We start from the raw sequence: 12,356 nt of genomic DNA, 5'->3' as shown, positions 1-12,356 counted from the left end.
ATATGTTGAAGCCCTGTTTTCAGGGCTTTTTTTGTGCATTGAATTTCGTCCAGATATCCCAAACCACTACCCCAGCGCTTACCGAGATGTTTAAGGAATGTTTGGTGCCGAATTGTGGAATCTCCAAAACTAGGTCACAGGCGGAGACCACTTCCTGGGAAACTCCCTTTACCTCGTTTCCAAAAATCAATGCAATTCGTTCTTGTTTTTTCGGAATAAAATCTTGAAGATAGGTTGCTTTTTCAGCTTGTTCAATGGCAATAGTCTGCACTCCTTTGCTTTTTAATTCTTCAACTACTTGCAGAGTACTTTCCCTGTATTCCCATTCCACACTTTGCGTGGCGCCCAATGCAGTTTTTCGAATATCCTTATGTGGTGGTGTGGCCGTAATTCCGCATAAGACTACTTTTTCTACAAGGAAGGCATCAGCAGTTCTAAAAACTGAACCGATATTGTTCAAACTTCGAATATTGTCCAAAATCACAATCATGGGCATTTTTGCCGCTTGTTTGAATTCTTCCACATTCAACCTATCCAATTCACTGTTCTGCAGTTTGCGCATATTTACTTTTCAACTTTAGGATTCAAAATATCAACAAAAATTTTTGAGGTCTGGGGAAAACGGTATTTTCGTTTGTACCGATTTTGGACAAAATTAAACGAATACCCTCGCCTTGGCAACCAAAAAACCATCCAAAAAAGTTACACCCTTAATGCAGCAGTACAATGCCATTAAGATGAAGCATCCTGATGCCTTATTGCTTTTTCGAGTGGGTGATTTCTATGAAACCTTTGGAGAAGATGCCATCAAAGCCGCTAAGATTTTGGGCATCATACTTACCCATAGAAATAATGGGGGTGACAAAACTGAACTTGCTGGTTTTCCCCATCACTCTTTGAATACTTATTTGCCCAAATTAGTGAAGGCGGGACAACGAGTTGCCATTTGCGACCAACTGGAAGACCCAAAACAAACCAAAAGCATTGTGAAACGTGGAGTGACCGAGTTGGTTACCCCGGGAGTGGCCTTGAATGATGACATTCTCAGTTCCAAGAGCAATAATTTTTTATGTGCCCTCCACTATGGACCCAAAAAATTCGGTATTGCGTTCTTGGACATTTCCACAGGAGAGTTTTTGACCTCCCAAGGTTCACTGGAACAAGTGGATAAATTGCTCCAGAACTTTTCCCCAAATGAAGTCCTGATTTCCAAAAGCCATAAAAGTGAGTTTGCCGAGCATTTTGGTTCCACATACCATACTTTCTTTTTGGAAGATTGGATTTTTCAGGATGATTTTGCCAATGAGCGTCTTACCCAACATTTCAAAACACGCTCTTTACAAGGTTTTGGAGTTGACCATTTAAAAGATGGCATAGTAGCCTCCGGAGCTGTCTTGCATTACCTCTCTGAAACACAGCATACCCGTCTGCAGCACATCAACAAAATTCAGCGAATTGTTGAGGAAGATTATGTTTGGATGGACCGATTTACCATTCGCAACTTGGAATTATACCATTCACATAACCTCAATGCCATAACACTCATTGATGTCATAGACAAAACTTTATCGCCGATGGGCGGAAGACTTTTGAAACGATGGTTGGCGCTACCCTTAAAAAATATAGACACGATTCGAGAGCGACATCAGATTGTTTCGTATTTGAAAGAAGCCGAAACCTCACTGGAAAGAATTCGACATTGGATTTCCGGCATGGGAGATTTGGAGCGCTTAATTTCCAAATTGGCAACGGGAAAAATCAACCCAAAAGAGGTGATTCAGCTGAAGAACAGTTTGGAAGCTTTAATTCCCATGAGACAAATTGCGGTGGAAAGTGATAATGAAGCGTTATCACAATTGGGAAAAGCAATGGACTCCTGTGATGCTTTGCGTACCAAAATAAAAGAGATATTGAATGAGGAGGCTCCCATTCAAATTGCCAAAGGTAATGTTATCGCCCAAGGATATTCTGAAGAATTAGACGAGCTAAGAAATCTTGCATTCTCCGGTAAGGATTACTTGGACAAGATGCTGGCCCGAGAGATGGAAGAAACGGGCATCACATCCTTAAAGATTGCCTCCAACAATGTGTTTGGATATTATATTGAAGTGCGCAATACACATAAGGACAAAGTACCGGGATCTTGGATTCGCAAACAGACTCTAGTCAACGCAGAACGCTATATTACCGAAGAACTCAAGGAATACGAGGCCAAAATATTGGGAGCCGAAGAGCGCATCCATAGCTTGGAACAACAACTTTTTGAGCAACTGCTGGTATGGATGCAGGAATACATTGCTCCTGTGCAGAAAAATGCACAATTAGTGGCCCAGTTGGATTGCCTTTGCGGCTTTGCTTGTTTAGCCCAAGACAACAACTATAGTTTGCCTGAAATGAATGATTCCACAACGTTGGAAATCAGGGATGGGCGTCATCCTGTAATTGAGAAGCAACTTCCTCCAGGGGAGAGTTATGTTTCCAACGACGTTATTTTGAATAGGGATGAACAGCAAATCATTATGGTAACTGGACCAAATATGAGTGGTAAGTCGGCCATACTCCGTCAAACCGCTTTAATTACCTTACTAGCACAAATGGGAAGTTTTGTTCCAGCTTCCTCAGCCAACATTGGGATAGTCGATAAAATTTTTACTCGCGTAGGCGCGAGTGACAATATTTCGTTGGGCGAATCGACCTTCATGGTAGAAATGAACGAGACCGCCAGCATTTTGAACAACCTTTCAGAAAGAAGCTTGGTATTGTTGGATGAAATTGGTCGGGGCACCAGTACTTATGATGGTATTTCCATCGCCTGGGCCATATCAGAATATTTGCATGAACATCCTGCCAAAGCAAAAACCCTCTTTGCTACCCATTATCATGAGCTTAATGAGATGACCAAGACTTTTTCCCGAATCAAAAACTATAGTGTTTCGGTCAAGGAAGTAAAAAATAATGTGTTTTTCTTACGCAAACTGGTTCCGGGTGGAAGTGAACACAGTTTTGGAATCCACGTGGCCAAAATGGCCGGAATGCCCCAACAAGTGGTCCAAAAAGCAGGAAAGATTCTAAAGAAATTGGAAAAATCCCATTCCAGTGAGGAGATTACGGATAAACTCGAACAAGCTTCGGCTAATGAAATGCAGCTAAGCTTTTTTAACCTGGATGATCCACTTTTAGAAGAAATTAAAGATGAGATATTGCATCTGGACATTGATACTTTAACTCCAGTGGAAGCTCTTATGAAACTCAACGAAATTAAGCGCCTTCTTACTAAAAAGAAGAAAGCTTCCTCTTAAAATGCTTTTGTATTTACAGAAATGTATTAAATTTGCATCCGCATCTTTGAAAAGGGTGCATGTTCTTTAAAATGCGAAAATAGCTCAGTTGGTAGAGCATCACCTTGCCAAGGTGGAGGTCGCGGGTTCGAATCCCGTTTTTCGCTCAAAAACGCTGCTTGCAGCGTTTTTTTATTTAAGTCTGGCTCGAGTGGTGGAATTGGTAGACACGTTGGACTTAAAATCCAATGGCCATTGTGGCCGTGCGGGTTCAAGTCCCGCCTCGAGTACAACGAGAGAAGCTCTTACGAAGTAAGGGCTTTTTTTATGCAACAAAATGAACATACAAAAGGGACTTGTGTTTACTGCCGGCAAATGCCGGTGACCGCCTCGAGTACGTTAAAACCTGAACGAAACTTCAGGCTTTTTTATTTCTACACTTCCTGAACCACCTTCAATTGCTTGGATTCACTAAAGAACAAAGTAGATATAATTATAAAAATAAGTACCTTTAATACATGCAAAGGCTAAGGGAATACTTTAACGGATTCGGTACTATTTCATCTGAAAATATGGACTACTTACTGAGCCATTGTAAAAGCCTTGAAGTCCCCAAAGGCACTGAATTGATTAAACCCAATCAAGATGTGGATGCGGTTTATTTTCTTGAAGAAGGTTTTCTGCATTATTATACCTATTCGGATTTTGGAGAGCGGATTACCTTAAAAATAGTGGAAGCCAATTATTGTTGGACTATGATGGATAGCTTTGTGAATCAGGTTCCCAGTAGCGATTATTGCGTGGCCCTAAGTCCTGTTCGATTCTGTGAGCTGAAAAGAGACAGTTATCTTGCCATTAAGTCTAGAAACAAGGAACTCAGCAATTTCATTCAAAGCATTGTAGAACAGATTTTATCCGCCAAGGTGATTGAAACGAACAAAAAATCGAGAATGACCATTGAACAACGATATCTGGATTTACTTGAAAACCATACCAAAATGGTTCAAGAAGTTCCCGTTCAAATTCTCGCCTCCCTCATTGGCACTTCCCGAGAAACCTTACACCGTATTCGCCGAAAACTCGCTGCCGCATAGGTTTCAAAAAATGTTAATGTGTCAAATGACACAGCCTTTTCATGATTTAGATTCGAATTTTAGAGTAAAACTCAAAACAAGAACGTCTAAATACACTGGTCATGAAAAAACACGCATTTATACTATTCATTATGCTCTCTTTCTTCACAATTCATCAAGCAGTTGCCCAAAAGAAACAATTTACGTACACTGTTGAAATCAACAATACCCCAGAAAATGTTTGGAATGCCCTTATGGACTATTCCAGTTTTAAATTATGGGATAATAATATCGTGGATGTCCGTTGTCCAGAGGAACTGAAAAAGAGACAAAGCTGTCAGGTTATTTCAGAATCGGGTCAGATTTATGATGTTGAGATATTTGAAATCGTTGAAAACGAATCGTATACCTTACGCTACGACTTGCCTACAGGAACACTTTACATGCAACGCGAACTAAGCTTGAAAACTCCACTTGAGCTTACTGAAACAGTATGGTACCGAGGCATTTCCCAAAAGACATTTGAACGGTACAAGGGTGAAAATTATGAAGAATCTATAAAGCAAAAACTAGAAGGGTTTAAAAACTATATGGAAGACCAGCGTGGTAATGGAAAATAAGTTCTGTTTAACCTTATTATCTTACACAAAAAAGGTCGTCTAAAAAATAATAAAAGTTGTCATTCTGAATTCATTTCAAAATCTCAATATTCTGGAATACAAATATTTAAGAGAACCTGAAACAAGTTCAGGTTGACGAAACCACACTTTCTAGACAGCCTCTTTTTTATACGCTACGCCCTTTTTGCAAAACCTATGGTCTCTTTCCCACCCAAATAGTTCATCTGAGTTCACAAAAAAATCCTGAGCCGTTTAAACCCAAAAACGGTAGAAAACGGCAAACGGCTTTTCCTTGGTATCAATGACCTACCACACGGTAAGCCTAAAACCTAAATCCGCGTATTTAGGTCGTTTTTTTAAGATACTCTACCAATACCAAAAAAACTCCTCTCCTACTTCGCCTAGGCCTACAAACCCTCACAAAGGCAAATTGTGGTAACCCTATCGGAAATTAATATCAAATTGAATCCTACATCCGTTAGTTCAAACGAAGCATCCATCAAACCACGCCCCACAACCCCTTTCCCTTTTGGTAGTTTCGCCCAAAATATCAAACAATAAATTATGAAAAAATTCAATTTACTTTATGTATTCAGCTTGGTGCTCGCCTTGGCATTGGTTTCCTGCTCAGGAGAGGATGGAATGGATGGGCCGATGGGCCTACAGGGAGAGACAGGTCCACAAGGTGAGAAAGGTGATACAGGTACTCCCGGAGACGCAGGAGTCGATGGAACAGACGGTGTGGGCTTTGATGAACTTACCCGGTTTGGTACCATTACCATGGTTTTGGAAGGAAACAGACCCGATTTTCAGGCATTTAGGGATTCTACTGCCTTTAAATTTGTTCCGGTAGAAGCAACAGAAATCCCGTTTAACAATCAACTGGATATCACCGGGAACGAGTTTGAGTTCGATATCCGACGCTTTTTAAGTGCACCGGATGATTTTTTTCAGGAGTCTTATGCCGATTTTAATTTAACCATCACTGATCTTGGCGGGGAGAATGAGACAGTCTCGTTTGCGAGTTTTGCTATTGTAAACTATGCTGTGGTTGGGGAAGACAATAAGTATTTTACCCTCAATAATTCCTTTACTTCGGGCGGTAATGAAACGTCCGAATTTGAATTCACCAATCTCACATTTGACCCAGAGACCAACAACCTAACATTTGCCTACCATTTTGTAGTACAAGGCGAAGGTAATACTTCAGGAAATACCCTAACTGTTTCCGGAACCGTGGATGTTACCGTGTTGCAACCTGTGCAGAGCCTCTAAGAAAAGTGGATATTCACTCAATTTAAGTAATTATGAGAAATAGTATTTTATATATGCTGTGTATTGCCATGACCCTGCTGATGGGCTCATGCTCTGATGGCGAAGATGGCAATCGGGGTGAAATGGGACCTGTAGGAGAGCAAGGGCCAGATGGAGACCCTGGAGATGCTGGAGAACCAGGTGCAGATGGCACAAATGGTCAGAACGGTTTTGGGTACAACGGGCTAGCCCAATACGGATATATCACCATGGTCCTAGAAGGTACCCGCGCGGACAATGTGGCCTTTAGGGATTCCACTTCCTTTAGATTTACTCCTGTAGAAGCAACTGATTTGGAACTTTTCAATGATTTAACCATCAGTGAAGTGGATGATACCATGATTTACGATTTAGGGTTTCAGCGTTTTTTCAGTAATCCGGACGACGAACTCCAAGACTCTTATGTTCGCTTTGATTTAAGAATAGAGGATCTTGGTGAAGAAAGTGAAGAGGTGTTGGAAAATTTTACATTTTTTACCATTGAGAACTATGCCGTTATTGGAGAGGATAACAAATACTTTACCATGAGCGGTGGGTTTGCTCCACTTGATAATACGGTCAGTGATTTTAGCTTTACCGATGTTACCTTTGATTCCGAAACCAACCGATTGACCTTTTCGTACAGCTTGACTGTGGCAGAAGATAGTTTTGGCAACCCAACCGGGAATTCACTGAACATTTCAGGAATCGCAAATGTTATTGTTTTGGAAACTTTGAAGGTTCCGTAAAATCACTCTTCCTTGTTTATGAGAAAATCAAAGGGCAGAACATAGTCGTTTTGTCCTTTATTTTTTAGGTCGTATACCAAGAATCTCGGTTATGAACCCATTGGTCTCTTTTTCAACCGCATCTAAATCTTTGGAAGTAATGCTTGAGGCAATAACATGGTCTCCAACTTCAGGAAAGGCTACTCTTCGCTTTAGTGATTGTGGAGTTCCCAATTGGTCGTACATTTTTAGCATAGCCGGAACCGAGACTACCTTATCCTGAATGGAATCGTTTTTAAAAAAATAGCCCACAAAAACCGGTTGGGTCACTTTTTGGAATGTTTTGGGTTTCATCGTATTGTCTACCAATGTCTGAAGATGGGTTAAGGCTTCCACCCGATATTTTGTGGTCCAATAGTTCTTTTTTATCGCATTCGCCTCAAATTCGTGATAATCCCCCTGCTTGACCCATTTAGCTAATTGAAGGCCCCATGGCCCCGCCAATACTTTGGCATTTTGATCATAAATCTCAATGTTGGGAGAATAGAGAATCAATCCAGCAATATCTTCATCACCACCAGCTAAATGCAATGCCAAAGTACCCCCTGTGGAAGTTGCCATAAGAATCACTTTTTCGCCCAGCTTTTTCCCAACCGCAATGGCTTCTTTTGCTGATGCAATAAGTTCATTGGCCGTTAAATTCAACATAGGTTCCTTCTCAGTCAAACCATGTCCTGCCAAACGGGGAAGATATAAATTACAACCATATCTCTTGGCTGTTTGTATGTGCAAAGGCGCTCCCTCTGCCTGACTTGCAGACCAACCGTGTAAATAAACAATACTATATTCCGTTTTTTGAGGTATACTATCATACCAAATAATTCTGGATTCATTATCCGTCTTAATATTTGACGTTCCTTCTTCCCTTGCCAAAACCATTTTCTCAAGCACTTTTAAATCCGTTGGCACATTCGGTAAAGTCGTATCCAAGTCAGGTTTTTCCACTTTTGGGCCTAAAAAAAGAGAGCCACCAAAAGCACCATCAACAATAATATTCCTTTAAAAAGGTTTTTCAATAACTTCATAAAAACCGGTTTAGCAAGTCGTGTTTCAATTACCGTTTTGGCGATTCCTTAAATATACTACTTTAGTAAAACGTACTTTTATCTTCTTGATGACAAAAATCAAAACGCTACTCAAATACCTTGGACCTGGCCTACTTTTCGCGTCTATGGCCATTGGAACCTCACACCTTGTGTTATCTACCAAAGCTGGAGCCCAATATGGATGGATCATGATAATTCCCATAGTATTGGCAAACGTACTCAAGTATCCCTTTTTCGAATTTGGCATACGATACACAACGGTCACTCAAAAAAGCCTTATTGAGGGTTATTTAAATTTGGGAAGGGGATATCTATGGGTGTACGCCTTCGTTACCCTGATTTCTACATTTACCATTTTGGCCGCACTTTATATTGTTACCACTGGGCTCTTGATGAATCTGTTTCAATTAAATACATTGGATGTTGGTTGGGTTTCCTTAGGATTGTTTGCATTTATTAGCGGAATTCTGATTGTAGGACGCTACAAATTTTTAGAGAATTCCCTAAAAGCCGTTATTACCATACTTTTTATTGCTTTGTTGGTTACCACTTTTTTGGTCATTCAAAAAGGCCCCGTAGCTCCGGTATCCAATTATCAAGCTCCTGAAATATTCAATGAAGTAGGTATTCTTTTTCTTATTAGCTTAATGGGGTGGATGCCTACTGCGGTTGAAGCTTCAGGGTGGGTAAGTCTTTGGAGCATTGAAAATCAAAATACCCAAAAGGATAAACCTTCTTTAAAAATTGCATTACAAGAATTCAACTTGGGATATATTTTGACGGGTGTCTTAGCTATTTTCTTTTTAATTATTGGATGGTTAACCTTATACGGCACAGGAACAGAACTTAGCGGAAGTGCGGTTGTTTTTGCAGACCAAGTGATTACCCTTTTCACTTCTCATATTGGAGGTTGGACCTATAGTCTCATTGCCATTGCCGCGTTCGCTACCATGTTCAGCACCTGTATGACGGCCCACGATGCGGTTACGCGGGTCAGTATAGATGTATTGAAGAAATTATCCCCGAACATGAAATCTTTTAGAGGCAAGAACACTTTTGTCATTGGCATTCTACTTTTGGCCTTTGTTAACTGGATAGTCATCATTGCTTTTGGTGCCAATATGGGAGATTTAGTGGCCTTGGCCACTTTTGTCTCTTTTGTTATGGCCCCCATTGTAGGATGGATGAACCTAAAAGCCGTAAAAAGCAAAGAAGTGCCCAAAGAACATCATCCTAAAACAGGGTTGAAAGTCCTTACATATTCTGGAATTCTTTTTCTCTCCTTATTTGCGCTTTACTATTGTTGGATGCTTGTGAGTTAATCACTCATTGAAGAGGAGGTTGTCATTCAGGACAACTATCAAAGTTCTTTGATTTTTTCTGTGCAGCACTTCCAAACAATATACTCCATTCGTGCAATTGTTAAGGATTTTCTGTTCCCCATAGCCAATACTGTACAAAATATTGGAAGTTGGTACTCCTTTATTAATCAAATACTTTTTTATTGCATCCGATCTAGCTTGGGTAAGTTTAAAATTGGTACTGTTCCCCCCTCTGCTATCGGTATATGTCTCAATCCGAAGTTGGGCCGTGGGAAAAGAATTTATAAATTCAACTACTTTGTCCAATTCATCGGTAATGCTAGAATCCAAATTGGTTCTCCCTCTACCAAAGAAAAACTTTTGAAACTTGACTACTTTTTGCCCCTCCTTTTCCTCAACCAAATCATCATACAAGGATAAACCTATGTCATAATCCTTTTGTAGTAGTGTTTCAATTTCTTCCTTCTTCAGGTTCTTAACAAAGTTGGAAAAACGATGTTTGGTCGACCTTATAGTAATCTCGTCTTGCCATGGAATTTCAAGCCGGTAGTTCCCATCTTCATCGGAGACGGTCTGCTTGAGCACATCCCCATTTGCCCCCAATAACTGAATAGACGCAGTACCCACATTTTCTTTGGAATCGTATGCTTTTACCACCCTACCTTTTACCGTAATTGTTTTTAACCCCGGTTTCTCCGCAACACGGAAACCATATATATCGTCACCGCCTTTACCTCCTTTTCGGTTTGAAGCAAAATATCCCAAAAGTCCAGCTCCTTCGTTTCGAATGACCATGCCAAAATCATCTTCTATGGAATTGATTCCTGAACCTAAATTAACAGGTATGCTAAAACTATCTCCATCTTCAATGGTGCTTTGGTAAATGTCCATTCCACCTAGGCCATAAAAAACATCCGAAGCAAAGTAAAAACTGTTTTCAAATATGAACGGGGAAATTTCATTGCCTGGAGAATTTATGCGAGGGCCCAAATTGACCGGAGATGACATGATTTGACCATTATTGGTAGCCACATAGTACAAATCTGTGCCTCCATAACCATCTTCAAAATCAGCCGCAAAATAGAGCCTTCCCGTAGCCTCTTCATAAAATGGATAATAGAACGAAGTACTTAGGTCTCTGAATAAGAGCTGTGGTGTTCCTTCAAGGGGTATTTTAGCAATAGAAAGCGCGTTTTTTCCATTTTCATCAAATACCAAATTTCCATTCTTCGTATTGGAGGCTACATAAAAAACCGTCTTTAAATCCTTTGAATAATACGGTGTTGCCTTGTGATAGTTGGAAGTTGGTATGTCCGAAAAAACTCTTAGATTGTCCACTTGACCATCATCAAAGATATCTGCCCTAAAAATCTTAAGAAATGCCACCCCAGAAGCATTTTTTTTCTTCACCTCTTGATTTCTATCACTTGAAAAAAGAATTTCATCCTCAAAAAAAGTTGGGGAAAAATCAGATTGAGGGCTGTTGACCCTCGCATTAAATATTCGATAGTCCAAACGTTCCCCCTGATCTTGTTGCCTTAAAAGCGACACATTGAATTCTGCATTTTCCAGCAACTCTCCGGAGAATGAAGCTGATTTTTCGTTTAACAGAGAATCAACTTTAGTAAAATCTGAAGTTGCGGAAAGACTTTGCAACATCATATTAAACTGAAGGCTACTTAATAGCGAAGTATCCTTCTCATACACTTTTGCGTAGACCTTTGATGCTTTATCGAATTTTCCAACCTTATAATACGAATCCGCTAGGTTCAAAACCTGCTTGTCGCTTAATAAAGTTCCTTTGGCTTGTTCACTTTCATATGCAGTTATCGCCTGATTGTATGAATATTGAAAAAAGTAATCATCACCTTTTAACCTTTTTCCTTGACCAAATAGTGATACTCCTGTCAAACCAAGGACCACGAACAAGTATATATTTCGTTGTAAAGTCATATTAGAAGAATCTTGGTGAATCTATTTGTTTTGGTTTGCCCTTCTTTGATTTATCCTTGTTCCCAGATTTATTTCTTGAATTGGAACCTCCCCGACCCAAGTAAAATTTCATAATGGCTTCGTGCGAGCCTCCGCTAAACTCTCCCAATCCATTTGTATTATAATCATACGCATATCCTAGAAAAATACCATTGGACACCTGAAAACCTACTAAACCACTGACCGCATTGTCAAAACGATACGCCCCTCCAATGGTAAAAGCGTCCAAAAACTGAAAATTAGCAGAGAGGTTAACCGTTACTGGTGCTCCTTCCATATAATTTACCAAAAGTGCGGGTTTAAACTTGGTCCTATCCGAAATATCAAAAACATAACCCCCAATAAGAGTAAATTGTAAATTGTCTTCAACCACCGTAGCTACTTCATCATTATACAGACCATTGGTCAAAAAGTTTGGTGCCGAAACTCCGGTATACCAGTTATCTTCATACAAAAACACACCTGCTCCAACAATGGGATAAAAACTATTCAAAGGCTCACCGGTTGTTACGGGATCATTGGGGTCATTGAAAGTCCCTTCAGAAAAGTCCAAATTAAGCAAGGAACCACCTCCAGAAAGTCCAAAGGACAATTTGGTTTCATCGGATAAGTTTATTTGATAGGAATATGAAACTGTAATAAACGTTTGGTCCGAGGGTCCAAGGGCATCATTTATAACATTGAGTCCCAAACCCATTCTTTCATTGTTAAGCGGAGCATTTATACCGAATCTAAGTGTAGTAGGTGCCCCAGGAACATCTATCCATTGCGCTCTGTACAAACCTGAAATATCCAAGTTTTCCACTGTACCCACATAGGCCGGATTAAAACTACCCACATTGTACATATATTGTGTGTATTGAGGCTCTTGCTGAGCGAAACAAACGCTTAAGGAAACCAAAAATGCGACAAAAGTGCTTCGTACTATATTCATCCTCCACATC

At 40.1% G+C, this 12,356-nt stretch carries 10 protein-coding genes and 2 tRNA genes; 8 read left to right on the top strand and 4 right to left on the bottom strand.

Translation table 11 applies throughout. The features are described 5' to 3' along the window. Positions 1 to 19: 19 nt before the first annotated feature. Positions 20 to 562 (bottom strand): RNA methyltransferase, encoded by a 543-nt coding sequence (locus ACOKFD_RS17130; RefSeq protein ID WP_422859024.1) that lies wholly within the window; start codon positions 560 to 562, stop codon positions 20 to 22. A 151-nt stretch (positions 563 to 713) separates the two neighbouring features. Here ACOKFD_RS17130 and mutS point away from each other — a divergent pair, with 151 nt between their 5' ends. The 7 genes from mutS (at position 714) to ACOKFD_RS17095 (ending at position 7,013) form a co-directional block, all read left to right on the top strand. After that, a complete protein-coding gene (mutS, locus tag ACOKFD_RS17125; RefSeq protein ID WP_422859023.1) occupies positions 714 to 3,299 on the top strand; it encodes a DNA mismatch repair protein MutS in 2,586 nt (861 codons plus the stop codon). A gap of 73 nt (positions 3,300 to 3,372) precedes the next feature. Next, positions 3,373 to 3,445: transfer RNA gene (locus tag ACOKFD_RS17120), tRNA-Gly, on the top strand. Between the two features lie 38 nt (positions 3,446 to 3,483). Beyond that, positions 3,484 to 3,568, top strand: a tRNA-Leu gene (locus tag ACOKFD_RS17115). A gap of 228 nt (positions 3,569 to 3,796) precedes the next feature. Continuing rightward, on the top strand, positions 3,797 to 4,372 hold the full coding sequence (locus tag ACOKFD_RS17110) for a Crp/Fnr family transcriptional regulator (RefSeq protein ID WP_422859022.1): 576 nt from the start codon (positions 3,797 to 3,799) through the stop codon (positions 4,370 to 4,372). Positions 4,373 to 4,473: 101 nt separating this feature from the next. Then, positions 4,474 to 4,971 carry a hypothetical protein gene (locus ACOKFD_RS17105; protein WP_422859021.1) on the top strand — a complete coding sequence of 166 codons (498 nt, stop codon included), beginning with the start codon at positions 4,474 to 4,476 and terminating at the stop codon, positions 4,969 to 4,971. Between the two features lie 564 nt (positions 4,972 to 5,535). Continuing rightward, positions 5,536 to 6,246 (top strand): collagen-like triple helix repeat-containing protein, encoded by a 711-nt coding sequence (locus ACOKFD_RS17100; protein ID WP_422859020.1) that lies wholly within the window; start codon positions 5,536 to 5,538, stop codon positions 6,244 to 6,246. A 32-nt stretch (positions 6,247 to 6,278) separates the two neighbouring features. Next, positions 6,279 to 7,013, top strand: coding sequence for a collagen-like triple helix repeat-containing protein (locus ACOKFD_RS17095; RefSeq protein WP_422859019.1), 735 nt, complete (start codon positions 6,279 to 6,281; stop codon positions 7,011 to 7,013). 57 nt (positions 7,014 to 7,070) lie between these two features. Here the strand turns inward: ACOKFD_RS17095 and ACOKFD_RS17090 are convergent, their stop codons facing one another. After that, positions 7,071 to 7,997: an alpha/beta hydrolase gene (locus ACOKFD_RS17090; RefSeq protein ID WP_422859018.1), complete on the bottom strand. Its 927-nt coding sequence runs from the start codon at positions 7,995 to 7,997 to the stop codon at positions 7,071 to 7,073. A gap of 169 nt (positions 7,998 to 8,166) precedes the next feature. Between ACOKFD_RS17090 and ACOKFD_RS17085 the strand changes: the two genes are divergently transcribed. Continuing rightward, complete coding sequence (locus ACOKFD_RS17085; protein WP_422861031.1) at positions 8,167 to 9,420, top strand: NRAMP family divalent metal transporter; 1,254 nt, start codon at positions 8,167 to 8,169, stop codon at positions 9,418 to 9,420. Here the strand turns inward: ACOKFD_RS17085 and ACOKFD_RS17080 are convergent, their stop codons facing one another. Next, positions 9,421 to 11,373, bottom strand: a complete 1,953-nt coding sequence (locus ACOKFD_RS17080) for an OmpA family protein (protein ID WP_422859017.1) — start codon at positions 11,371 to 11,373, stop codon at positions 9,421 to 9,423. Between the two features lies 1 nt (position 11,374). After that, the gene (locus ACOKFD_RS17075) at positions 11,375 to 12,346 is read right to left on the bottom strand and encodes a PorP/SprF family type IX secretion system membrane protein (protein WP_422859016.1); all 972 of its coding nucleotides are present in this window, start codon (positions 12,344 to 12,346) and stop codon (positions 11,375 to 11,377) included. Between the last annotated feature and the right edge of the window lie 10 nt (positions 12,347 to 12,356).

The sequence above is a fragment of the Flagellimonas ulvae genome, from assembly GCF_049333175.1.
Lineage (GTDB): Bacteria > Bacteroidota > Bacteroidia > Flavobacteriales > Flavobacteriaceae > Flagellimonas.
This window is presented reverse-complemented; position numbering and strand designations above follow the sequence as displayed.

Coding starts and splice junctions, on each gene's coding strand:
- ACOKFD_RS17075 (WP_422859016.1), bottom strand. CDS start 12,346: ATGAATATAGTACGAAGCACTTTTGTCGCATTTTTGGTTTCCTTAAGC.
- ACOKFD_RS17080 (WP_422859017.1), bottom strand. CDS start 11,373: ATGACTTTACAACGAAATATATACTTGTTCGTGGTCCTTGGTTTGACA.
- ACOKFD_RS17085 (WP_422861031.1), top strand. CDS start 8,167: ATGACAAAAATCAAAACGCTACTCAAATACCTTGGACCTGGCCTACTT.
- ACOKFD_RS17100 (WP_422859020.1), top strand. CDS start 5,536: ATGAAAAAATTCAATTTACTTTATGTATTCAGCTTGGTGCTCGCCTTG.
- mutS (WP_422859023.1), top strand. CDS start 714: ATGCAGCAGTACAATGCCATTAAGATGAAGCATCCTGATGCCTTATTG.
- ACOKFD_RS17105 (WP_422859021.1), top strand. CDS start 4,474: ATGAAAAAACACGCATTTATACTATTCATTATGCTCTCTTTCTTCACA.
- ACOKFD_RS17110 (WP_422859022.1), top strand. CDS start 3,797: ATGCAAAGGCTAAGGGAATACTTTAACGGATTCGGTACTATTTCATCT.
- ACOKFD_RS17130 (WP_422859024.1), bottom strand. CDS start 562: ATGCGCAAACTGCAGAACAGTGAATTGGATAGGTTGAATGTGGAAGAA.
- ACOKFD_RS17095 (WP_422859019.1), top strand. CDS start 6,279: ATGAGAAATAGTATTTTATATATGCTGTGTATTGCCATGACCCTGCTG.